General features: G+C 43.9%; 22 protein-coding genes. 16 read left to right on the forward strand and 6 right to left on the reverse strand.

All coding sequences use genetic code 11. The features are described from left to right. Positions 1–79: 79 nt before the first annotated feature. Both prfB and lysS read left to right on the forward strand, forming a co-directional pair. Positions 80–1,178, forward strand: a protein-coding gene (gene prfB / locus BCU94_RS06555) for a peptide chain release factor 2 (RefSeq protein ID WP_198589352.1) whose coding sequence is annotated in 2 segments (ribosomal slippage) — positions 80–154 and positions 156–1,178 — 1,098 coding nt in all. Because the reading frame shifts where the segments join, the coding sequence is not laid out codon by codon here. 12 nt (positions 1,179–1,190) lie between these two features. Further along, complete coding sequence (gene lysS, locus BCU94_RS06560; RefSeq protein ID WP_102435746.1) at positions 1,191–2,693, forward strand: lysine--tRNA ligase; 1,503 nt, start codon at positions 1,191–1,193, stop codon at positions 2,691–2,693. Between the two features lie 850 nt (positions 2,694–3,543). Here lysS and BCU94_RS06565 read toward each other — a convergent pair. Then, positions 3,544–4,605, reverse strand: a complete 1,062-nt coding sequence (locus BCU94_RS06565) for a sorbosone dehydrogenase family protein (RefSeq protein WP_102475943.1) — start codon at positions 4,603–4,605, stop codon at positions 3,544–3,546. Positions 4,606–4,951: 346 nt separating this feature from the next. Here BCU94_RS06565 and pyrC point away from each other — a divergent pair, with 346 nt between their 5' ends. Further along, positions 4,952–5,989 carry a dihydroorotase gene (gene pyrC / locus BCU94_RS06570; RefSeq protein WP_102440253.1) on the forward strand — a complete coding sequence of 346 codons (1,038 nt, stop codon included), beginning with the start codon at positions 4,952–4,954 and terminating at the stop codon, positions 5,987–5,989. A gap of 94 nt (positions 5,990–6,083) precedes the next feature. Here pyrC and rluF read toward each other — a convergent pair whose 3' ends face one another. Next, positions 6,084–7,022: a 23S rRNA pseudouridine(2604) synthase RluF gene (gene rluF, locus BCU94_RS06575; protein WP_241903584.1), complete on the reverse strand. Its 939-nt coding sequence runs from the start codon at positions 7,020–7,022 to the stop codon at positions 6,084–6,086. A gap of 146 nt (positions 7,023–7,168) precedes the next feature. Between rluF and BCU94_RS06580 the strand changes: the two genes are divergently transcribed. Continuing rightward, positions 7,169–7,639, forward strand: a complete 471-nt coding sequence (locus tag BCU94_RS06580; RefSeq protein ID WP_102475929.1) for a GNAT family N-acetyltransferase — start codon at positions 7,169–7,171, stop codon at positions 7,637–7,639. Positions 7,640–7,834: 195 nt separating this feature from the next. Next, complete coding sequence (locus BCU94_RS06585; protein WP_241901105.1) at positions 7,835–8,269, forward strand: hypothetical protein; 435 nt, start codon at positions 7,835–7,837, stop codon at positions 8,267–8,269. A gap of 98 nt (positions 8,270–8,367) precedes the next feature. Here BCU94_RS06585 and BCU94_RS06590 read toward each other — a convergent pair whose 3' ends face one another. After that, positions 8,368–8,910 carry a DUF4287 domain-containing protein gene (locus BCU94_RS06590; protein ID WP_102440257.1) on the reverse strand — a complete coding sequence of 181 codons (543 nt, stop codon included), beginning with the start codon at positions 8,908–8,910 and terminating at the stop codon, positions 8,368–8,370. 257 nt (positions 8,911–9,167) lie between these two features. Between BCU94_RS06590 and BCU94_RS19570 the strand changes: the two genes are divergently transcribed. Together BCU94_RS19570 and BCU94_RS06595 are read left to right on the forward strand one after the other, a co-directional pair. Further along, positions 9,168–9,311 carry a hypothetical protein gene (locus tag BCU94_RS19570; RefSeq protein ID WP_157936457.1) on the forward strand — a complete coding sequence of 48 codons (144 nt, stop codon included), beginning with the start codon at positions 9,168–9,170 and terminating at the stop codon, positions 9,309–9,311. Positions 9,312–9,435: 124 nt separating this feature from the next. Continuing rightward, positions 9,436–10,443, forward strand: a complete 1,008-nt coding sequence (locus BCU94_RS06595; protein ID WP_102475931.1) for a DUF4382 domain-containing protein — start codon at positions 9,436–9,438, stop codon at positions 10,441–10,443. Between the two features lie 461 nt (positions 10,444–10,904). On the opposite strand, the gene BCU94_RS06605 is transcribed toward BCU94_RS06595, so the two are convergent. The 3 genes from BCU94_RS06605 to BCU94_RS06615 form a co-directional block, all read right to left on the reverse strand. Beyond that, positions 10,905–11,666 (reverse strand): hypothetical protein, encoded by a 762-nt coding sequence (locus BCU94_RS06605; protein WP_241904964.1) that lies wholly within the window; start codon positions 11,664–11,666, stop codon positions 10,905–10,907. A 134-nt stretch (positions 11,667–11,800) separates the two neighbouring features. Beyond that, entirely contained in the window at positions 11,801–13,711 is a 1,911-nt protein-coding gene (locus BCU94_RS06610; protein ID WP_102475932.1) for an alkaline phosphatase, read from the reverse strand. 12 nt (positions 13,712–13,723) lie between these two features. After that, positions 13,724–15,307, reverse strand: coding sequence for an alkaline phosphatase (locus tag BCU94_RS06615; protein WP_102440260.1), 1,584 nt, complete (start codon positions 15,305–15,307; stop codon positions 13,724–13,726). Between the two features lie 278 nt (positions 15,308–15,585). Between BCU94_RS06615 and BCU94_RS06620 the strand changes: the two genes are divergently transcribed. From BCU94_RS06620 to BCU94_RS06660, 9 genes are all read left to right on the forward strand, one after another. After that, entirely contained in the window at positions 15,586–16,818 is a 1,233-nt protein-coding gene (locus BCU94_RS06620; RefSeq protein WP_102475933.1) for a DEAD/DEAH box helicase, read from the forward strand. Between the two features lie 47 nt (positions 16,819–16,865). Further along, on the forward strand, positions 16,866–17,249 hold the full coding sequence (locus BCU94_RS06625; RefSeq protein WP_102475934.1) for a VOC family protein: 384 nt from the start codon (positions 16,866–16,868) through the stop codon (positions 17,247–17,249). Between the two features lie 143 nt (positions 17,250–17,392). Beyond that, complete coding sequence (locus tag BCU94_RS06630) at positions 17,393–18,211, forward strand: ion transporter (RefSeq protein WP_198589978.1); 819 nt, start codon at positions 17,393–17,395, stop codon at positions 18,209–18,211. A gap of 164 nt (positions 18,212–18,375) precedes the next feature. Beyond that, positions 18,376–19,764 (forward strand): UDP-N-acetylmuramate:L-alanyl-gamma-D-glutamyl-meso-diaminopimelate ligase, encoded by a 1,389-nt coding sequence (mpl, locus tag BCU94_RS06635; protein ID WP_102440264.1) that lies wholly within the window; start codon positions 18,376–18,378, stop codon positions 19,762–19,764. Between the two features lie 88 nt (positions 19,765–19,852). After that, a complete protein-coding gene (locus BCU94_RS06640; protein ID WP_102475935.1) occupies positions 19,853–20,524 on the forward strand; it encodes a flavin prenyltransferase UbiX in 672 nt (223 codons plus the stop codon). A 7-nt stretch (positions 20,525–20,531) separates the two neighbouring features. Further along, positions 20,532–21,062, forward strand: coding sequence for a hypoxanthine phosphoribosyltransferase (gene hpt / locus BCU94_RS06645; RefSeq protein WP_102440266.1), 531 nt, complete (start codon positions 20,532–20,534; stop codon positions 21,060–21,062). Between the two features lie 162 nt (positions 21,063–21,224). Continuing rightward, positions 21,225–22,160, forward strand: a complete 936-nt coding sequence (locus BCU94_RS06650; RefSeq protein ID WP_102475936.1) for an ABC transporter ATP-binding protein — start codon at positions 21,225–21,227, stop codon at positions 22,158–22,160. Next, a complete protein-coding gene (locus tag BCU94_RS06655; protein ID WP_102440268.1) occupies positions 22,160–22,930 on the forward strand; it encodes an ABC transporter permease in 771 nt (256 codons plus the stop codon). The genes BCU94_RS06650 and BCU94_RS06655 overlap by 1 nt, the downstream gene beginning before the upstream one ends. An 857-nt stretch (positions 22,931–23,787) precedes the next feature. Then, positions 23,788–24,638, forward strand: an 851-nt coding sequence (locus BCU94_RS06660; protein ID WP_198590858.1) for a cadherin-like domain-containing protein, incomplete at its 3' end; no start/stop codon positions are given.

Below are 24,638 nucleotides of genomic sequence, written 5' to 3' on the forward strand. Positions count from 1 at the left end.
AGCGCTAGGTTTAGTCGCAGTCATGGGGTAAAATGCGCGGTTAATTGTATTGTTTACCGCTAAATTAAGTAGAAAATTCATGTTTGAAGTAAATCCAGTTAAATTCAAAATCAAGGAACTCGCTGACCGCACCGAACTTCTTCGGGGGTATCTTTGACTACGCTGCCAAAAGTGAGCGTTTAGAAGAAGTCAGTAGAGAGCTCGAAAGTGCGGAAGTTTGGAATGATCCAGATAATGCCCAAGCCCTAGGTAAAGAGCGCAGCGCCCTAGAAGCCGTCGTGAAAACGATCGACGATATGGATAGCGGCCTTGAAGATATTGAAGGACTGGTTGAACTTGCCATCGAAGAAGATGATGAAGAAACCTTTAACGATGCCAGCACAGAATTAGATGATCTTGAGAAACGTTTGGAAGAACTTGAATTCCGCCGTATGTTCTCGGGCCCACATGATGCTGCAGACTGCTACTTAGACATTCAATCAGGTTCTGGTGGTACCGAGGCACAAGATTGGGCCAATATGGTACTGCGTATGTATTTACGTTGGGGTGAAGCCCACGATTACAAACCTGAACTAATGGAAGTCACCGACGGCGATGTCGCTGGTATTAAAGGCGCAACCATCAAGTTTAATGGTGAATATGCCTTTGGTTCGCTGCGTACAGAAACCGGTGTTCACCGTTTAGTGCGTAAGTCACCGTTTGATTCGTCAGGTAAGCGTCATACTTCTTTCTGTTCGGTATTCGTTTACCCAGAAATTGACGATTCAATTGAGATTGATATCAATCCATCTGATTTACGTATTGATACCTACCGCGCCTCAGGTGCAGGTGGTCAGCACGTCAACAAAACCGAATCAGCAATACGTATTACCCATTTACCCACTAATACTGTGGTGCAGTGTCAAAATGACCGTTCGCAACATAAGAACCGTGACGCTGCAATGAAACAATTAAAAGCGAAACTGTACGAGTTAGAAATGCTCAAACAGAACGCTGATAAGCAAGCCGCGGAAGATGCCAAATCAGATATTGGTTGGGGCAGCCAAATCCGTTCATACGTGCTTGATGATGCCCGTATTAAAGATTTACGTACCGGTGTTGAAAACCGAAATACCCAAAGCGTCTTAGATGGCGACTTGGACAAGTTTATTGAAGCTAGCCTTAAATCTGGCCTTTAACGAGAGAAGAAGATGACTGAACAAACCCAAGACGAAAACAAGTTAATTGCAGAACGTCGCGCGAAACTAGATCACATCCGCGAAAACTGCCCTGCAAATGGTCACCCAAATAACTTCGATCGCAAACACAAAGCTGCCGATATTCAAGCTGAATATGGTCACTTCACTAAAGAAGAGCTTGAAGGCATGGACGTTAACCGTTCAATTGCTGGGCGTATTATGGCTAAACGTGGCCCATTCTTGGTAATCCAAGATGTATCTGGTCGCATTCAAGCCTACGCGGGTAAAGATGTTCAAAAAGATCTTAAAGCCACATTCCAAGGTTTAGACATTGGTGACATCATCGGTGTGACCGGTAAGTTACACCTTTCTGGTAAAGGCGACTTATACGTGAACATGGAGCAGTACCAATTGCTCACTAAAGCATTGCGTCCACTGCCTGAAAAGTTCCACGGTTTATCAGACCAAGAAACGCGTTACCGTCAACGTTACGTTGACTTAATCGTTAACGAAGAGTCACGTAATGCATTTATTATGCGTTCTAAAGTGGTTTCAGCTATCCGTAACTTCATGATCAAAAAAGAGTTCATGGAAGTTGAAACCCCAATGATGCACAGCATTCCTGGTGGCGCTAGCGCGCGTCCTTTTGAAACACACCACAATGCACTTGATATGGCGATGTACTTGCGTATCGCACCAGAGCTATACCTTAAGCGTCTAGTGGTTGGTGGTTTTGAGCGAGTATTTGAAGTTAACCGTAACTTCCGTAACGAAGGCTTATCGCCTCGTCATAACCCAGAATTCACTATGATGGAATTCTATATGGCGTACGCTGATTACAAAGATCTAATGGATCTTACTGAAGAAATGCTAAGTTCGATCGCTACTGAGCTTTGTGGTTCTACCAAGCTACCATACGGTGAGCATACTGTTGATTTTGGTGGCCCATATGCACGTTTAAGCATGTTAGACGCTATCAAAAAATACAACCCTGACAACGCAACCATTCAGTCTATGACTTACGAAGAAGTTAAAGACGTTGAGTTCATGCGTGACTTGGCTAAGAGCCTTGGCATGACAATCGAGAAGTTCTGGACTTGTGGTCAACTACTTGAAGAAATCTTTGGTGAAACCGCTGAGCCTCAGTTAATGCAACCTACGTTCATTACTGGTTACCCAGCTGACATTTCACCACTTGCACGTCGTAACGACGACAACCATTTCATCACCGACCGTTTCGAGTTCTTCATTGGCGGCCGTGAAGTGGCTAACGGTTTCTCTGAGCTTAACGATGCACAAGATCAAGACAATCGCTTTAAAGCACAAGTTGATGCTAAAGATGCCGGTGACGATGAAGCGATGTTCTACGATGCCGATTATATTCGCGCACTAGAGCACGGTTTACCACCAACTGCAGGTCAAGGTATTGGTATCGATCGTTTAGTGATGTTATTCACTAACACACACACTATTCGTGACGTGATCTTGTTCCCAGCGATGCGCCCACAAGGGTAATTGTTGGTTAAGCCGTTGGCTTAATAATCACTATTAAAAAACCAGTCTACTTGGAAAAGTGGCTGGTTTTTTTGTGGGTGACTTTGCTAGGTTTTATCAATAAAAGTCATTTTATTAGGTTAGTTAATAAGTAGATCAAAGTCGTGGCGCTTCGCCCACACCCGACGAAAGGGAAACAACAGCATTTCCCTTCTCGACATCCCTTGCCGCTCCGACGAAGTGTTGACCCTCATGCTATAGAGCGAATTTGCTATCGCCTCAGATTCGCCATCCCTGGCTCAACTGAGGCTATGTCGGCGTCGATGGGCAGGAAGCCTGAATGCTGTGAAGTGCATGGATGCACGAGAGCAGCCTGCCTCCATCACGCAAATTAGCTCAACGCATTCGGACACTTCCAACGGAGATTATTGTGCCTGCAGGTTCGTTTGGCTTAGTTAGGTTAAAAGTAGAGATAATATAGCTTTTGGTGCTTCTGCTCTTACTTGAATGTTCAACTTAAATTGAGGTTGCCGAGAAAATAGCGTGAGCCTGACATGGATGTCAGGCTAGCTTTCGGGGGGCATGGATGGCCCATCGGAAGCGTTAGCATTTTCGACAAAGACCGAAGTAGGCTACAAATGAGGTCAAAAGCTGGATGTTTCTCCGTTGGAAATTTTGCTGTTTAAATTTCGCCGGAGCTGCGGGGTGTTCTAAGAGGGAGTCGCAGTTAACTCCCTTTTAGTCTGGTGTGGGCGAAGCGCCACGACGTTAATCCAAACGAAGTTTGGAAATGCTTTCGTTCAAATTAGCCGATGCTAAAAGCAATCTACGATCTTAATCCTAACGAAGTTTGGAAACAAAATGAACCAGATTAGTTTTCAGAATAACTAATCCGATAAACCGCATTAGCGGCATCATCTGATACCAGCAGCGAACCATCTGCCATGGTGAGCACCGCTACGGGTCTGCCCCAACTTTGTTCACCTTGCAGCCAGCCTGTGGCAAAGGGTTGGTAATCACTTACTTTATTGCCGTCCAAGGTCACTTGCATGATGCGATAGCCGACCTTGCTGCTGCGATTCCATGAACCATGTTGGGCGATAAAAATATTCCCTTTATAGCTTTCAGGAAACTGCTCGCCTTGGTAAAACTCCATGCCTAATGCTGCCACATGGGCGCCGAGGTTTAACACGGGTGGGGTATTTAACTTGGCTAATTCGTTATTAGAAAATTCAGGATCGGCGATGTCAGCGTTATGCACATAAGGGAAACCAAAGTGTTGGCCAACTTGGGTGACATGATTAAGCTCGTCATCAGGTAAATCATCGCCCATCATGTCGCGGCCATTATCGGTAAACCATAACTCACCGGTTTCAGGGTGAAAGTCAAAACCGACACTGTTACGCACACCTTTGGCGACGATAGTGGTTTGTTTAGTCTCTACATCGAGCTTTAAAATCGATGCAAAAGGCAGTTCGCTTTCGCAGACATTACAGGGCGCACCCACTGGGATATATAATTTGCCATCTGGGCCAAATTTGATGAACTTCCAGCCGTGATGCGCTTTATTGGGCAACTTATCGTAAACCAGCTCAGGTTTTGGCACATCAGGTAAGTGTTTTTCGATATCACTATAGCGCCAGATTTTATCCACTTCAGCCACATACAAACTGCCATCATGAAAAGCGATGCCTGATGGCATAAATAAGTCCTTGGCTAATACAATTTGTTTGTCAGCTTTCATGTCATTATTGCTATCAATTAGCGCATAGAGGTTGCCCGCGCGGCGGCTACCGACAAACAAGGTGCCGTTATCGCCTAACGCCATTTGACGGGCGTTTTCGACATTATCGGCATACACCTCGATAGTAAAATTGGGTGGTAGCTTAATCTTTTCTATCGGCAGCGCATTTACGCTAAGGGATACCAGCATCGCTGATGATATGGCCGCAGTGTGTTTTAGCTGCTGCCCTAAGAATAGGGGAATGGATTTGATCACAAACATGTCCTTGTCAGTTTTTTATTGATTATGCCGTGGCGACTAATGCTGAGTGGTTATCATACTTGCTAATGCACTTGAGTTGAAACGACAGCTTAACCTCAGTTGGATGTGCTGCTTGTTGGGGCTATTTCCCCGTTTTGCGCTGCAATTTATCATTGTAATTGCCGCTATATTTTTTGCTGTAGCAAAGTCAGCGTTTAAGTTTAGCACCTATCAAAAAAAGCCCTTTTCAGGCACAATAGCGCCAAATTATTGCTATTGATATTAAGGGCTCACAATGACGCAACTGACAATTACTACGCCGGACGATTGGCACTTACATTTCCGTGATGGAGATATGCTAGCTGAAACCGTACCTGCCACTGCGCGTTTATTCCAACGTGCGATTGTGATGCCTAACCTAGTACCGCCTGTTACCGATGCAGCTATGGTGTCAGCTTACCGTGAGCGCATTTTAGCGGCGCGTCCTGCTGGTAGCAGTTTTGAGCCGTTAATGACCTTGTTTTTAACCAATAACACCAGCGCTCAAGACATTATTGATGCCAAAGCGGCGGGCGTAGTGGCAGCGAAATTATATCCAGCTGGCGCAACCACTAACTCTGATGCTGCAGTAAAAGCATTAGATGCATTATTTCCTATCTTTGAAGTGATGGCCGAACAAGGCATGTTATTGCTAGTTCATGGTGAAGTGACTGAATCACACATTGATATTTTTGACCGCGAAAAAATCTTTATCGATCGTTATATGGCGCGCATTGTTGAAGCTATGCCAAATCTTAAAGTGGTGTTTGAGCATATTACCACTAAAGATGCGGCTGAGTTTGTCGCGAGCGCCCCAAACAATATTGCCGCAACGATTACCCCGCAGCATTTATTGCTAAACCGTAATGACTTATTAGTTGGCGGCGTACGCCCACATAACTTCTGCTTACCAGTACTTAAGCGCAATATTCATCAGCAAGCATTGCAAGCGGCTGTTGCAACGGGTTCAAGTAAGTTCTTTCTAGGTACAGATTCAGCGCCCCATGAAAAGCACCGTAAAGAGTCAGCTTGCGGTTGTGCGGGTTGTTACAGCGCATGGTCTGCATTAGAGCTATACGCTCAAGTGTTTGATGACTTAGGTGCGTTAGATAAGTTAGAAGGTTTTGCCAGCTTACATGGTGCCGACTTTTATGGCTTGCCGCGCAATACTGGTACAGTGACATTAGTTAAAGAACAGTGGGTTGTTCCTGAGCAAATTATCTTGCCAAATCAGAATCCAATCGTGCCATTCTTTGCCGGTGAAACCGTTAATTGGAAAGTGAAAACTGCTTAACGGCTATTTAAAGGTTTATGACGATTTAAAGGTTTATGACTATCCAATAAAAAAACCAGCAGAAATGCTGGTTTTTTTATTGTTTGTCTAGCTGTTAGCGCTTTGGCTTGCGGCCACCACTTGGCTTACCTTTGCCGCCTTTACCTGCTCCCTTAGCTTGACCTTTAGTTTGGCCTTTACCGCCACCTTTTGCTTGGCCTTTATGCTTGGTGCTGCGGTTGTGCTGCATAAAGTGCTCTGGGCCTTCAATTTTTTCACGAGCTACGGTTTTAACTTTAGGCTGAGACTTTTTCTTAGGGGCTTTTTTGTCTTCTGATGATGAGTCTTTAATCATCTCAAACAATACATCTAGCTCTTGCTTATCTAAATCACGCCATTCACCGATTGGCAGACCTTTGAGGCTGACGTTCATGATTTGTTGGCGTTCAAGCTTGGTGACTTCAAAGCCAAAATGTTCACACATTCTACGAATTTGGCGGTTAAGACCTTGAACTAATACGATTTTAAAAGCGTACGGTGATACTTGTTCAACCTTACACTTTTTCGTGACTACCCCTAATATCGGTACCCCAGCGCCCATGCCTTTGATAAAGCTATCGGTAATGGGTTTATTCACCGTGACCACGTATTCTTTATCGTGGTTATTACCCGCGCGGAGGATTTTATTAACTAAGTCACCATTATTGGTTAAAAAGATTAAACCTTGGGAGTCTTTATCTAAACGACCAATAGGGAATATGCGGGTTGAGTGATTGACGAAATCGACGATGTTATCGCGTTCGGTGCCTTCGGTGGTACTGACAATGCCCACGGGTTTATTAAGGGCGATAAAGACTAAATCTTCAGCATCTCTTGGCTCAATATCTTGACCGTTTACTTTTACTTTATCACCAAAGCTAACTTGGTCGCCGACCTGTGCACGCTTACCGTTAATAAACACGTTGCCTTGCTCAATAAAACGGTCGGCATCACGTCTTGAACATATGCCACTTTCACTGATGTATTTATTAAGGCGCATTGATGAATCGGTCACTATGGTTTTCCTGTGAGTAGAGATTAATCTGAAGAAAGGTTAGGTTTAAGCCAGACAGTTTATCAATTTTTGGCAATTTTGCATAAGCATACTGATAAAAGAGCGCGTCGAAATGCAATTAATGGAATGAAAGATGAGAGGGAAGCATGCACTTACAGCTTAGGAATGTATTAGCCACCGATTTAGAACATTTATATCAGTTTCAAGCCGATCCACAGGCTAATGAGATGGCCGATTTTCCGGCGAGAGACCGTAATGCCTTTTTTGAACATTGGCAGAGCAATATTTTGAGTCATGCTGATATAACAGCCAAAGCGATAATTGTTGATAACGATATCGTTGGCAGTGTGGTTTTATGGCAAAGTGAGCAGCAATGGCTATTGGGATATTGGCTTGGGAGAGACTATTGGGGTCAGGGCATCGGTACTAATGCCTTAAGAGTCTTTTTAGCGGAGCAAACTCAAAGGCCAATATTTGCCGAAGTGACCCAAGATAATTTGGGTTCTATTAAAGTGCTTATCAGCAATGGCTTTATTCATGATGCTCAGCTTGATGATGGTCAAACTAATAAAAGCACTGACAATGAGCGAGCCTTATTGCTGTTTCGCCTTGGCTAATTATTAAGTATTAAACTAAGCATTGATTATCCTAGATCACATTGAGGGTTAACTGGCAGGGCTAATATGGAGGTATTTACAACAATCTTGGCTGTGAATGATCGCTGTTGTGATCCGCTAATGGCAGTCCTTAATCGCCGTGGCTAAATCAGTCAGGTGATTTACCTGACTCATTCAAATAGTATGGAGGTCATTATGATTTCTAACCCTTCTTTAGTCACCCGCACCGCCGTGGGCAAGCTTATCGGTTTAGCCTTTGGGGTATTGTGCTTTTGGATAGTGCCATGGCTTGCCCCAGAAACCAGTTTATTGTTTTTGTGGGGATTACTGCTGTGGTATATCACTTTTGGCGCCATTATTGGGCTTGCTGGGGTATTTGATTATCATCCGGTGTTAAAAATAGCCATGCCTTGGTGGCTAACCGCAACCATAATGGGCGGCTGGATGAATCTGGTGTTTACCTTTGTGGCCTATGATCAAATTCAAGCCTTAATGGTGGCTATATTTGGTCTTGGCGGTGCATTACAATCACCGTTTTGGTTTGTTGCTGATGGATTAATCGCGGGTTGGATTATTGGCTATTTTGCTACCAAGTTTGGTGGTTATGGTCCAAGTACGGCGGGAAGGTAATGAAAGGCTTTTATCGAGCTTAATGGGTTGGTTTGGCTGCCTAACTGAAATTCTTAACTCATGAATTCAGTTTAAGCAGCTAACCTGTATCACTGCTATTAAACAGATTGATCGTATGCTAAAAGCAACCATTGCTTTACTTCATCATTCACATCCGCAATATCTTTTAATTGTATGCGATGGCTACACATTGCACCAAAAGGCCCAGAATCTTCAAGGCAACCTTGAGGTTGTGTGTCTTTGATTTTTAACCCTAGGTCGATACGGGTTTTGGTCGCAGGTTTAATCAGGGCAAATTGTTTTTTCCTAATGATACTCACTGTCGCTTTTTTAGGGGTTATCACTACGTCTTGGCCAAAGCCGCTCACAATAGCAATAAGCACATCATAGATTGGCGTCAGGGCTTCTTTGCCTTGATATTGTTGAGTGACTAACTCATCAGCTGATTCGTCTTTTTGTTTTGATAAGGTGACGATGGTATTGGCAAACCCATGGCTAACATCATGTTCAGCTTTCAAATATTTTACTGCCATTCCATGCTTTTCAATGTTCTGCTTTGCAAGTATATCGAGCCACTCTGGTAATGACTTGCCTGTTTTTTCTGGCATATTAGCAATCATGGTTTGCAGTGCTTTATCCATTTCGGTCTCCAATCGATGGCAAACATCGTTTATGTTTGTACTTATTAAAGGTAGTCATTTGAAACCAATAATGCACTGGTTTTATTTCAATCTTCATAAGCAAGTGTATGGGAGTTATCTACAAATATTGAAAATGAATATTTAGGTAATATCCACGGTTTAAAATAAAGTTAGGCGGTTAGACACATTATCATCATGCCAGATGAGCTTGTAAGGAATAAACTGAAGTCGATATCACTCTTGCTTGCGGATTTACTATGAACCACTTCGCCATATTCGGTCTGGGCGGTGCATTGCAATCGCCATTTTGGTTTGTTGCCGATGGATTAATCGCGGGTTGGATTATTGGCTATTTTGCTACCAAGTTTGGTGGTTATGGACCAAGCACGGCAGGACATTAACATTGTCATGACCTAAGTGTTATTTGGGCGTAGGTATTGATACGACTGTGCTTTCGTCGAGCTGTGCTGTGACTTTCTATGCTACACTTCAACCTTAGGTTGTAATGATAAAGGTCGATAACCAATGAAACTTTCAAAAATAGCATTTCTTATCGCAACGGCTGGATTATTAACGGCCTGTGGCGGAAGTGATAGTGATAACTCTACTCCGGTCATTGAAACCGGAACCTTTAATTTAGGGGTGTCAGATAATCCTGCTGATGCAAAAAAAGTCACCATAGCGTTTAAGCAAGTGGTGTTAAAAAATGATGCTGGCAGTATCTCATTTGACGTGTCAGAAGACGGCGAATTAAAGCAAGTCGATTTATTAGAATTTCAAGGCTCAGAGGTTGAAACCTTAGTGAGCGGCCAAGATGTGGTTGTTGGTGAATACCAAATGTGTATTTACATGGAAAACAGTGAAGTGGTCAATGAAGAAAGCTCTTACGTACAGACGATGGATGAAGCCATTGCCGGTTTAACCACTAACAGCAATGGCAGTTGTGGCGGGGTTGGCGCTGAAGATGACAATACTGGTCGCTTGTTCTTTAATAAAGCATTCACCATAGCAGCGGGTAACAATAGCTTTGTGGCTGAGTTTAATTTACAAAAAGGTTTACAGGGCCCTAAGGGTAATAAAGATTACTGGACCTTGAAGCCGACCTCGGTGCAGCTCGTTAATAGCGCAGAGGTTGGCGCCATTGCTGGTAGTGTTTCTACTGAGGTGATGGAGCAATGTGAAATGGCCGCTGGTGGCTCTGAGTTTAGCTCAGCAGTGTATTTATACCCTGAAGCGACAGCCCTTGAAAATATGGATGATTTTCGTGATAGCGAAAGTCAGTTCATCATGGTAGCGCCTATTGCTGCAGCCAGAGTTAATCCTGTTTTGGATGCAAACGATGATGTTGTAAGTTATGACTATGAGTTTGGTTTTGTGGTCGCCAATAACTACAGCTTAGGTTATACCTGTGTTGCGCAAAATGATGACCCTGAACTGCCAAATACCCCAGAAGATGATCCGGCTTTTTTCCTCCATGCCGATGAGCAAGAGGTTATTGTGATTAATGGTGAAACCACAGAGCGTAGCTTTTAATTTTAACGGCTATTTTTAACAGCTATTTTAACAGCTAACGTTAAGTTATTAATTCGTTCAAATGCGAATAAACTGAAAGTTGCCGAGTATTCTCTAGGGTCTGTTGATCTTTGCTGGTGGCATTTTGTTCGAGATAAAAACGAATTAAGCGCGGCGAGTGGAGTGCAGCCTAGCAATCTAAGCGCTCTTTGTTTGCAAAAAATTCACTCCACAAAGCGTAATTCGTTTTTAGCCGAATCCTTCGGACAGCGTTTGTTGGCCATTTTTACTTCGTTATCGGCTTATTATGTAGAATAACTACACTGCAAAGCCTCTGCCTTGTATAAATGGCCAACAATTCGCTGCAAAAACAACCGTGAAAGATCAACAGACCCTAGGCACACAGTAACTAATACTGTGTAGCTTAATCAGAAAGTCGGCATTTTTATTGGATTACTTCTACTGCCCTCAATGCTCAATGCTTAATGAGCATGCCCATTACCTGCAAGCGCTTTGCCTTCGGTGTCATAAAACCCAGATGCGCCGTGCTCAACAAACCCCAAAGTTACCATGTTCGTTAAAAACTCATCGCTATGGTCATCACCAATATCGGCGTAATCGGTCATTTTGTAATGATTAAGCTGTTTGAAAAAAGCAGCGACTTTATCTGCATCATGGCTGAGTTCAGTGAGCTGCCATTGCTCATGTGTTTGATGTTGTCCTTGGCCTTTTGTCCAACTAAAGCGGCTGATAAGTTGTAGTTCAGGTAACCAAACTAGCTCAATTTTACTGTTTGCAGAGGTTTGAGTGAGCACTTGCTGACGCTCACAGCCTTTGCCTGTTTCGGTGCTAAGTGTTAACTGTGAAATAAGCTTGTCAGAGATAAATTGATAACGATATGACCAGTCGTGTTCAGACTTGCCGTGAACCACTTCGCCTGGTTGGTATTCAATACCGCGTTGATAGCCATCAAAAAAACGGGTGGGTTTGATTTGCTTATTATTGAGCAAAAACCATGATTCAGTGATATCAGTTTGCGGGTATTGATGCGCCACGGTATTGCCTTGGCGCCATAAATTAAGGCTGCTTTTATTCTGGTGTTGGCTGACTGGACTATCAGTGGAGGTGAGTTGATAACTTGCCTGTAAGCTTGACGAGGATAAGTCGCATTGGGCGTAACTTGCAGCGGATAAAGTGATAAGCAGACTTGAAAACATGATTGATAAAGGCAGAGGTAACTTCACGGGAACTCCTATGACATTGCTGATAGTGATGCATGTCGATATAAAAAGGTTAAGGCTAAAATAATCAATTAAACCAAGGCTGCAATTAGGTTGCAGCCTTGGCTTTTAGACTCGTTCGCTTGTAAGCGAACGGTTTAGTTCGCTATTGCTGCGTTCGCTTTGTTGGTTAAGTCGGCGGCAAAGTCCATGATGTGATAAATCACACTCTGTTCATTGGTGCCGTTAACTAACATTGCCCCTGGGCCGTAAGCATAAATACCGACATCTTCACCCGCATGGGTTTCAGAGCTAGTCGGCACTAAAGACTCCTGGTGAAAACCTGTTGAAGCAGTGTCGATATCGGTTAGGTCAAAACGACCTGCAGTAATATCTTCACCGTATCCAGCATCGGCATCGGTTTCAGTGCCGAGGTTTTTATAGCCGCGACCATTGGTGTAACCCAGTGTGGTGTATGGCATGCCATCTGCCGCAGTTGATGGTTCTTCGCTACCAATGCCAACCACTTTACCTAAGATTGGATTACCGCGTTTAGGGTAACCAGCAATGGTAAATACGTGGCCATGATCGGCGGTGACAATGATTAACGTATCTGACATATCGGTCATTTCAACGGCTTTGGCAATCGCATCAGAAAATGCAATTGTGTCCGTTAGGGCGTTGTATGCACTGCCTGCGTGATGGCCGTGGTCGATACGACCAGACTCAACGGTTAAGAAGAAACCTTCATCATTGTTATCAAGGATATCAATGGCTTTAGCGGTCATTTCTGCAACCGATGGCTCGCCCGCAACATCATTAGTGCGGTCAGCTTCATACTGCATATGAGACTCGTTAAATAAGCCCATTACACGAGTCGTGCTAGCTGCATCAATGGCATCAAAACCTGCTTGATCCATCACATAAACACCGTCTGCATAAGTGGCTTGCCATTCTGCAGTTAAGTCACGACCATCGGTGCGGTCACCTTCAATTGAACTGACGGCATCTGCTGAGTTATAAGCAGCATCTTTAGGTAAAAAGTGACGACGACCGCCGCCCATTACCACGTCGATACCATCAACATCAATACCGCTAATACGCGCTTCTAGGTTGGCTTCGAAGTTGACTAATTGGTCAGCAATATCTTTACAACCACCGGATACCGCATCTTCTGGCATGTCGGAAATATCTTCCCAGTTGCGATCAGCTGACTTTGCGTAGGTCGCCGCTGGCGTTGCATGAGTAATACGCGCCGTTGAGATAACCCCTGTAGATTTACCCGCGATCTCAGCCAGTTCTAATGCGGTAATTAACTCTGTGCCCGCAACAGTGCTACAGTCGCCGCGCTCAACATGTTCATCAACACCTAAGACACCAGCGTCAGATTTAACGCCGCTCATCATTGCAGTCATAGTGCCTGCTGAGTCAGGGGTTTGTGCATCAACGTTGTAGGTTTTAGCTAAGCCTGCAAATGGGAAGGTATCGAATGAAAGGTTATGCTCTTCACCGTTTTTACCTTGCATTTGGCCTTCTAAAATACGCGCTGCTGTCACCGTTGAAATGCCCATGCCGTCACCGACAAATAAAATCACGTTTTTAGCACTGCCACGTAATTCGTTTAAGGCGCTAGCATTAGTTGCCGCAACAGATGGTACTGATGTTTTAGCGCTGCTCGTTGTAGCCATACTTGGCGTTGTGGCAGCAAGCCAATTTTGGCGTGCTGCGGTGATTTCTTGCTGACCTGCTACAAACCAATCGTTGTTAACGCTGGTTAATATGTCGCTGGTGCTAACGGTTGAATTACCAGGAGCACAGACGTATTCAGTGGCTGTGACTTCAGTGCTTTGCAATTCACCATCGCTGTCGGTATCAATACCTGAGTCAATTTGCACGCCGCTGTTAGGACAGTTTGCATCGCCAATGGCTAAAGCTGTTTGCACGATAAGGCTCGTTGAACCATTTGAACCGTTCGAACCATCGGCACCGTTTGAACCATCATCACCGTCTGAACAAGCAGATAGACCCATTACAGCAAGGGCGACTAGGGATAGATTTAAGTTTTTCATGTTCATTCCTGCTTATTGCTGAATTAAGTCGAGAGATTGCTCAATAAGGTGAAATACCACGCTTTGCTCAACAACGCCTTGTACCAGTTGTGCGCCTGGACCTTGTGCATGCAAAGTGATGTCTTCACCTGAGTGGGTTTCTGAGCTCATTGGAATTAAGGCTTCCTGGTGGAAACCAGAAGTCGTTGTATCAATATTGGTTAGGTCTTGACGACCCGCGTTAACGTCTTCGCCGTAACCTGCGTCAGCATCGGTTTCATCACCTAAATCGTGGAAGCCATTACCGTTGGTGTAACCTAAAGTGGTGTAAGGTAGGCCATCAGATGCTGTTGAAGGTTCAGTGCTACCGATACCAACAACTTTACCTAAGATAGGGTTGCCGCGTTTTGGGTAACCGGCAATGGTGAACACGTGACCGTGGTCAGCGGTAACCAGAATCAGTGTTTCGCTTGGGTCAGTTTTTGCGACCGCTTCTTTAACGGCATCAGACAATGCAATGGCATCGGTTAACGCGTTATAAGCGCTACCTGCGTGATGACCGTGGTCAATACGGCCTGATTCAACCATTAAGAAGAAACCGTTATCGTTATTATCTAGAATATCGATAGCTTTGCTGGTCATTTGTGCAATTGATGGCTCACCTGCTACATCATTGTCACGGTCAGCTTCATACTGCATATGAGATTCGTTAAATAACCCCATCAGCTGCTTGGTGTTTTCGGTATCAATGGCATCAAATCCTGCTTGATCCATTACATAAACACCTTCGCTGTATTTTGCTTGCCACTCAGCGGTTAAATCTCGTGAATCAGTGCGATCGCCTTCAATCTCACTCACGGCATCTGCGCTGTTAAAGCTAGCATCCTTTGGTAAAAAGTGACGACGACCGCCGCCCATAACCACGTCGATACCATCAATATCAACACCTTTAAAACGGGCTTCGACATTAGCTTCAAAATTCACTAGTTGATCGGCAATATCTTTACAGCCGCCAGTTACCGCATCTTCTGGCATGTCTGAGATATCTTCCCAGTTGCGGTCGGCAGATTTTGCATAGGTTGCAGCGGGTGTCGCGTGGGTAATGCGCGCAGTTGAGACAATACCCGTTGCTAAACCTTTAATTTCAGCAAGCTCAAGCGCTGTGACTACTTCGTTACCAGCAACGGTTGAGCAGTCGCCGCGCACGATGTCTTCATCAACACCTAATACACCAGCATCACTTTTAAGACCCGACATCATTGCTGTCATGGTGCCTGCAGAATCTGGGGTTTGCGCATCAACGTTGTAGGTTTTGACTAAAGCAGTGTGGGGGAATGTTTCAAAGCTTAAGTAGCCTTCTTCACCAGGGTTTCCTGCCAATTGCCCTTGAAGAATGCGTGATGCCGTTAGGGTAGAAACGCCCATGCCATCACCGACAAAAATGATCACGTTTTTAGCTTTGAATTGATTATTGGTATTCAGTTTTGCATCGATTGCGCTTTGTGCATCAGTAAACCAAGCATTTTCAGTTTGGTATGTCGGTAGCACTTCAGCATTTAGGGCACTTGAAATGACTAAAGCAAGCACACCATATGATGCTTTCCAGGTCTTATTCATTATGTTGTCTATCCTATTGACGAGTTGGGTGGGGTAGGCTGCAATTCGTGGCTCAACCCTTGGAAACTTGAAAAGCATAGAGCGGTTATATGAACAAGGCCTTACGCAAAGTTGATACTTTTGTGATCGAAATGTTTCGCTTTTATGTCTTAGCAGTTGTATGCACTAATTAATAGCCTACAAATGACATCATCAAGCTGATGGTAATGACAAAACTCTTCCTATTGAGAAAATAACCAGCATGGTAAACTTTGGGGTATCTGTTTTTAGGAGTGTTTATGTCTTTTTCTTCGTTATCGCTGCAAGCTGAGTTAGTTGAGCATTTAGCCCGTTTAGGTTACGAGCAACCTACACCGATCCAGCAACAAGCAATTCCAGTGGTGCTTGCCGGAAAAGACGTATTAGCTGGGGCGCAAACGGGTACGGGTAAAACCGCAGCCTTTGCATTGCCGATAATACAAAAACTCGTTAATACATCGCCTTGTGAGCATCAAGAACGCACTCGCGCGTTAATATTGGTGCCAACACGTGAGTTGGCCCAACAAGTAAACCAAAGCATTCAAACCTATGCCGAGCACACTCAAATTAGCTCGCTAATGGTGTATGGCGGCGTGAGTATTAAAGCGCAGGCTGATGCCATTAAAGCGGGGGCAGATATTATTGTTGCTACGCCGGGCAGGTTATTAGATCACTTACGTAATCGAGTGATGACATTATCAAACATCAGCCAGTTGGTATTTGATGAAGCCGACCGCATGTTAGACATGGGCTTTAGAGATGAAATTATCGAGGTATTAAAGCGCCTGCCAAAAGAGCGCCAAACCTTATTGTTTTCAGCAACGTTAGATGAGCGAATTTTTAAGTTCAGTAAGCGACTGCTGCAATCGCCTCAAGTGATTGAAACCAGCGAGCGCAATACGACAGCGGCCAAAATTGTTGAGTGGGTGTATAACCTTGATGCGAATAAAAAAATGCCCGCATTGTGTCACTTGATTAACAAAGAAAGTTGGCAACAAGCGTTAATCTTTAGCCGCACCAAGCAAGGGGCGGATAAAGCAGCTGCGCAAATGAAACAAGCGGGGGTTAATGCTGTGGCATTTCATGCAGATCTTTCGCAAACAATGCGTGAGAGCGTGTTAGCGCAGTTTAAATCGGGTGACATTAAAGCGCTGGTGGCCACCGATGTTGCTGCCAGAGGGCTAGATATTAATGAGCTAAACTATGTGGTGAACATTGAGCTGCCGTTTCAAAACGAAGACTACATTCACCGCATTGGTCGTACAGGCCGCGCTGGCAAAGCAGGCCAAGCCATTACTTTGTTAAGTGTTGATGATGAGCCGCAATTAATAAAACTGGAAGCCTTTTTAGATAGACGTTTACCACAGCAATGGCTGCAAGGGTTTGAGCCCGATTTAACCCAAGTTGCCCCCGTGACCCGTAAAACGAAAAAGGGATCCCTTAAGCAACAAGCCCGCCAAAAAGCCTTAGCGCAGTCTAAAAAAGGCCGTTAAGCTGACTTACAGCAGTTGCTAATATCACTAACTGAATAGGAAAGGCTATGTTTAAAGGTATTCATCATGTGGCGATCATTTGTGAAGATTATCCGCGCTCAAAACACTTCTACACTGAAGTTTTAGGCTTTAAGGTGTTGGCAGAAAACTACCGTGAAGATCGCCAATCTTACAAGCTTGATTTACAGCTGGCAGATGGCAGTCAGATTGAGCTGTTTTCTATTCCAAACTCGCCTATACGCCCCAGTTATCCTGAGGCTCAAGGACTGCGTCATTTAGCCTTTAAGGTCACCGATATTGATGCGGTCGTGGCGCATTTAACCTCACACAATGTCGATGTCGAGCCTATTCGAATCGATGAATACACTGGCAAGAAGTTCACTTTCTTTAGCGATCCTGATGATTTACCGCTAGAGATTTATCAAGGCTAGTTGCCAACCTAAGTATTTTATTAACTGTAATATTAGTGATAGCTGAAGCTTTTAATTCTAATTTAAGCATGGTTCAGTAGGCTCTGCTGTCCTCAAAAGTGCGCCTCATTTGGAGAAAACCATTCATTATGCAAGCAACAGGTATGCTCTCAGTACTAAAAAAAATTGACCAAAGCAAAACCTTCCAGGGATTTGTTATTTTTGTGATTATTGTGTCGGCATTATCTATTGGTGCTCACACCTATCATTTGCCTACTTGGCTTGAAAACAGCTTATATGTGTTGGATATTGCCATTACAGTGTTCTTTTTGTTTGAGCTCATTATTCGCTACATGGCCAGTGATGGTATTAAGTCCTTCTTCTCCAAGGGCTGGAATATCTTCGACACCATTATTGTGATTGGCAGTTTAGTACCATTGGGTGGCTCCACCATATTACTGGCGCGACTATTACGTATTTTCAGGGTGTTACGACTGGTGTCTATGGTGCCAGAGCTGAGAATGTTGATTAATGCGCTGCTTAAAGCCATTCCACGCATGGGTTATATTGCATTATTAATGTTTGTAATCTTCTATATTTATGGCGCGATTGGTAGCATGTTTTTTGCCCATGTGAATGACTTTTTATGGGGCGATGTGTCTATTGCGATGCTGACATTGTTCCGTATTTCTACGTTCGAGTCATGGACCTCGATCATGTACGAAACCATGGCAGTGTATCCACTAAGTTGGCTGTATTACTTGACGTTTATTTTCTTAACGACTTTTGTGTTTTTAAACATGATGGTGGGCGCAGTGCTAGATGTGATGGGCGAAGAAACCAAAATAATGCGTGAAGAGCAAGAAGCCAACGATGATAAAAACGTTGAGTCAAAAACAGCGGCAACCGCGGAAGATATTCAGCAGCTGCACGATAAGATAGATAAGTTAACCGCGCTGCTGCAAGCTAAAACGAATACTTAAAACTACAACCAAGGCTTAAGCAGTAATCTAAGCCAAGCTTATGGATAGCCCCTTAAAACAGGCAAGCATTTATGCTTGCCTGTTTTGTTAGCAGCGATAACTGACATTAACCCCCTATTTGCATTAGAATAGCCCCCTGATTATTTTTTAAGTAGAGCAACGGCATGCACGTACATATTCTTGGAATTTGTGGCACTTTTATGGGCGGTTTAGCGTTATTAGCCCGCGGTATGGGACACAAAGTCACCGGTAGTGATGCCAATGTGTATCCACCTATGAGCACCCAGCTAGAACAGCAAGGTATTGAGCTTATTCAAGGCTTCGACCCTGTGCAGCTGGGTAAAGAAGGTGAAAATCAGCCAGATTTAGTGGTCATTGGTAATGCTATGAGCCGCGGAAACCCTTGTGTTGAAGCAGTATTAAACCGTGGCATTAAATACACCTCAGGGCCGCAGTTTTTATCAGAATATATCTTGCCAGAACGCTGGGTACTGGCGGTATCAGGCACCCATGGTAAAACCTCAACCTCCAGTATGTTGGCGTGGGTATTAGAATATTGCGGCTATGAGCCGGGCTTTTTAATTGGTGGCGTACCGCAAAACTTTGGCGTGTCAGCCCGTTTAGGTAACTCGCCTTTTTTTGTGGTTGAGGCCGATGAATATGACAGTGCCTTTTTCGATAAACGCTCTAAGTTTGTGCATTACCGCCCGCGTACTTTAGTGGTTAATAATCTTGAGTTTGATCATGCCGACATATTTGCCGATCTGGCTGCTATTCAGCGCCAATTTAATCATGTTATCCGCACGGTTCCCAGTGAAGGTAAAGTCATTTGGCCTGCTGAAGTAGAGGCGGTAAAACAAGTGATTGAATTAGGTTGTTGGAGCGAGCAAGAGCATTTTTATGCCACTGAGCATAGCGCCACAGGCTGGTATGGTAAAACCATTGCTGCAGACGGTCATGAGTTTGAAGTGAAGTTTAATGGCGAGTCCCAAGGCATATTAAACTGGGGCTTAATCGGTCAGCACAATATTGAAAATGCCATAATGGCCATCGCAGCAGCAAGGCATGTTGGCGTAGCGCCAAGTCATGCTATTGAAGCCTTGAGCCAATTTGCGCCGCCAAAACGTCGTTTAGAGCTATTAGATACCGTTAATGGCATTGCGGTTTATGATGACTTTGCGCATCATCCAACGGCCATTGAAACGACTTTACAAGGCCTGCGCGCCAAAGTGGGCGAGGGCGATTTAGCTACAGGTAAATTAATCGTGGTGCTCGAGCCGCGCTCAAACACCATGAAAAGCGGCGTACATAAAGACACTTTAGCAGCATCTATGGCCTTAGCGGATTGCGCCTTTTTGTATCAAGCGGACAATGTCGGCTGGGATTTAAAAGCCAATATGGCTAGCGCCAGTATTCCTGTTGCCGTGTTTACGGATATCGACGCCATTATTGCTCAAGTTAAAGCTCAAGCACAAAGTGGTGATACCGTGGTGATTATGAGTAATGGCGGCTTTCATGGTATCCATCAACAATTGATAAATGCCCTAAAATAACCTTTTAGATAAGGTTAGATTAGGTTAATAGTCATCAATAAGTCGGTTTTGGCCGTATAAGCGGTAAAGCTTGATTAAAAGAGAACATATGAGTAATTCGAACCACCCGTACGCAAAAAAAGAAAAGGCCATTAGTCTCGCGTGGACTGGCGCTTCTGGTGCGCCCTATGGTTTAAAGTTACTGCAGTGCTTACTGACCGCCGATTACCAAGTGTTTTTGATGATCTCAAGTGCTGCCAGAGTGGTGCTTGCCACTGAAGAAGGTTTGCAACTGAGCGCAAACTCAGAAAAAGCCTGTCAGCAGTTATTAGCCCATTTTAAGATGGATAAAAATGCTGCTGGTGAGCTGGTGGTTTTGGGCAAAGATGAATGGTTTTCGCCACCGGCATCTGGCAGTGCGGCGCCAAAGCAAATGGTGGTTTGCCCCTGCTCAACAGGCACTTTAGCGGCGATTGCCACCGGAATGAGTAATAATTTGTTAGAAAGAGCGGCAGATGTAGTAATAAAAGAGCGCGGTCAATTAATCCTTGTTCCTCGGGAAACTCCTTTTAGTGCCATACACTTAGAGCATATGTTAAGCCTGACTCGCAACGGTGCGACCATCATGCCAGCGGCACCAGGCTTTTATCATTATCCCAAATCGATAGAAGATCTGGTAAACTTCATGGTTTCCCGAATTCTAGATCATTTGGGCATAGAGCACGGGCTGACAAATCGTTGGGGATATGCCAACGACAAGTCCGAAAAAATCGACAATTGAGAGTAATATGAAACACACAACAGAAGTGATGATTTCTGCAGAAGAAATCAGCGAAAAACTGGATATATTAGCTGAAAGGATTAATACCCATTACGCAGACAGCGAACGTTTGCTAATGGTCGGCTTATTGAAAGGGTCTGTGGTTTTTATGGCTGACTTATGTCGCCGTATCAAAGGCCATGTTGAAATCGACTTCATGTCAGTTTCAAGTTATGGCAATGCAATGACAAGCACACGTGACGTGAAGATCCTTAAAGATGTATCATCTGAGATTGCCGGACGTGACGTATTGATTGTTGAAGATTTAATTGATTCAGGTAATACCTTAAATAAAGTACGTGAGATGTTATTACTGCGCGAGCCTAAAAGCTTAGCATTATGTACATTACTCGATAAGCCTGAGCGTCGTGAAGTTAATGTACCAGTCGACTTTATTGGTTTTACCATTCCTGATGAGTTCATCGTCGGCTATGGTATTGACTACGCAGAGCAATATCGTAACTTACCTTACATTGCTAAAGTTGTACCATTAGATTAATCCAATCTGTGGTCGACCAACTCCCGCTATAGGCGGGAGTTTTGTTTTGGGCGTCAGAAAATTTTGCGTGTTAATCATTTACATTAGGTCATTAAGATCATGTAATTAAGACAGTGTAATTAACAGCACGTCATTCGCAATTCATGAACCAGAGGTATCACAATGAGCAACCCCACCAAAGCGTTGGTGATCGAAAACCTGCAAAAAACCTATAAGAGCGGTGTTCAAGCGGTTAAAGGCCTTAGCTTAACCGTAGAGCAGGGCGATTTTTTTGCGCTATTAGGCCCCAATGGTGCGGGTAAATCGACGACTATTGGCGTGATTAGCTCATTAGTGCAAAAGACATCAGGCAGCGTTAAAGTGTTCGATTATGATATCGACAACAACTTAGAGCGCGCCAAAATGTGCATTGGTTTAGTGCCGCAAGAATTTAACTTCAATCAGTTTGAAACCGTGCTGCAAATTGTAGTTAACCAAGCCGGTTACTATGGCGTGACCCGCGCAGTGGCATTGCAGCGTGCACAAAAGTATTTAAGCCAGTTAGATTTATGGGAAAAGCGTGGTAGCCAAGCACGAGCGTTATCAGGCGGCATGAAGCGCCGTTTAATGATTGCTCGTGCGTTAATGCATGAGCCACAATTGTTGATCCTTGATGAACCAACAGCAGGGGTAGATATTGAGCTTCGCCGCTCGATGTGGGAGTTCTTAAAGCAAATTAACGCCCAAGGCGTGACCATTATTTTGACCACCCATTACCTTGAAGAAGCTGAAATGCTGTGCCGCAATATCGGCATTATCGATAAAGGCTTATTGGTTGAATGCACCAGCATGAAAAGCCTACTCAGTAAACTGGATGTGGAAACCTTCATTTTAGATTTACGCCGCGATATTGAAGCTGCGCCAAGCCTAAATAATATGAGTTGCCGTTTGGTCGATGGTCATACGCTGGAAGTAGATTTGGCAAAAGCCAACAATCTCAATGATTTGTTCGGCCAATTAAGCCAGTTAAATATTGAAGTGCTATCAATGCGTAACAAGGCGAATCGCCTTGAAGAGCTATTTGTCGAGTTAGTTAAAAAAACTAAGGACTCAAAATAATGAACAAGCTTTATTGGATTGCCTTTAAAAGTATTTTAATTAAAGAAACCAATCGTTTTACCCGTATTTGGGTACAAACCTTAGTGCCGCCAGCCATTACCATGACCTTGTACTTTTTGATTTTTGGTAACTTAATTGGCAACCGTATTGGTGAAATGGGCGGCGTATCGTACATGGAGTTTATCGCACCAGGTTTAATCATGATGTCGGTTATCACCAACTCCTATTCTAATGTGGCCTCGTCCTTTTTTAGTGCCAAAATGCACGGCAGTATTGAAGAGTTAATGGTGGCACCTGTGCCGCATTATGTGATGATTGCCGGTTTTGTTGGCGGCGGCGTCGCCCGTGGGTTAAGTGTCGGCTTGATTGTGACCTTGGTGGCAATGTTCTTTGTTGATTTAAGCCTGCATCATGTTGGCTTAGTGATTATGACGGTGTTTTTAACCTCGGTGTTATTTGCGTTAGGCGGGTTAATTAACGCGGTATTTGCCAAAAGCTTTGATGACATTAGCATTATCCCCACTTTCATTTTAACGCCACTGACTTATCTTGGTGGGGTGTTTTACTCGCTGTCATTACTACCTGATTTTTGGCAAGGCGTGTCAGCGCTAAACCCTGTGGTATATATGATAAACGTGTTCCGCTACGGCTTTTTAGGCTTTGCTGATATCAGTGTGCCGTTATCAATTGCCATTATGGTAGGCTTTTGTGCCTCGCTATGGTTTGTAGCATACTACCTTATTTCACGTGGCATCGGCCTACGTAGCTAGGTTTAGTTAGCTGTTAAGCTAGCTTGGTTAAACTTCCTTGGTTAAATGTAGCTGAGCAAGATTGTTGAAAGGACTCTAATGAGTCCTTTTTTGTTATTTGGCTGTCGCTTTAACTAAATCGCGACATAACTATGCTGCAATGGTAATTACTGAGAAAAACTTAATTCTTAGCTGTTAATGGAGGAATATCAGCTGATCATTTGCCATTTTAATCCTTTTCGCTTCCATTCTTAAACTTCTCTCATTCACTTAAGGCTTTACGATTGAGTCATTATTGTTTGGCATTAGCAGACTATTGTCGGGGTTAGTATTGGTTGAAGTGTAATAGTTAAATTCAGCTTTGAGCTATTTATTGTTGAAGCGCTACACATCAATATTAATAATTCGTCATATGAATAGTTTTAAAAATACTAATAAAGGGGCTTAGCCTTTTTATATTATTCTTGGATATTACTTTTAATTTGAGTTGATATTAAATCTACTTATAGCTTCATTTAATCTAGTAACGTTATTTATTTAGCCGCTATTTGGGCAACCCCCTCGAATACTCTTCCTCTGTCAACCTGTCAACCTGTCAACTTGGCATGTTGATTTGTTGTTTTATTGATCTAGATCAAAAAAGTGTGTTTTTTATACACAAACTCAAAACTATAGACTACCGTTAATTATACAGGCTAGTTTAAATCTAAAGGCATAGTTATGTTGAGTTTTAACATAGGTGTGAATAAAAACTAGGGTTTGATTGGCCTTCCGAAAATGATTCAAAAAATTTATTAAATGAACAAGAGAACTGCCCAGTTCTCTTGGGGATTCCGTGCTTTTAAATTCAATTAATTATTTTATAAATAGGCCTTTTTATGTCAAATGATAACCTGTCTAATAATCCTGAAAATGATGCTCTTAATGATGCTGTTGAACAAGTAAACACAGAAGACTCGACGGTTTCATCATCTAAGGCTGAGAATAATCAATCAACAGTCACCAATACTGTTGCGACTGCGACATCATCGGTAGACATACAAACGGCAGAAGAAAGCTTGGCTCCTTCAGGCGGCTCAGAATCATCAACAGATGACTCTCAAACTGATGATGCAGAGGCCGCCAATGCCGAGGCTTCTTCTGCAGCCCCTAGTTCAACAGATTCTCAATCATCAGCTGTTGAAAGCTCAACCTCAGATGCTGATACGGAAGCAGCTAGTAGCTCTGCGGCCGAAGGGGCAGCTAATGCAGCCCCTGAAGAGGCTGTATCTTCAGGCGCCCAAAGTATCGGTGGGGCTGAAGGTGCTTCAACTAGTTCAGGTGCGCCATCTTCGTCAGCAACTGCGTCTGCAGCAACACCATCAAGTGCAAATAGCGAAACTGAAATATCTGATGGCGCCTCATCAACAGATGCAAGCACTGCGACCAACAGTGAGACTTTTGAGGTAAATGTTTCAAGTGATAACAATGCTGATGGTCAGATAGACGCTGATGATCTACCTACCACAGATACGACTACTGACTCGATGAGTTTTAATGTCGATGTGACCGCGGTAAATGATGCTGCCGAGGTAGAAGACCAAGCTTTCTCAATGAATGAAGACGGCGTTATCATCATTACCGATGAGCAGCTGCTGGCAGGTGCGAGCGACATCGATGGTGATAACCTATCTGTTGATACGGTGACGTACAGCGGCACTGACGGTGTGCTTACCGACAACGGTGATGG

The sequence above is a fragment of the Shewanella sp. 10N.286.52.C2 genome, from assembly GCF_002874545.1.
GTDB lineage: Bacteria > Pseudomonadota > Gammaproteobacteria > Enterobacterales > Shewanellaceae > Shewanella.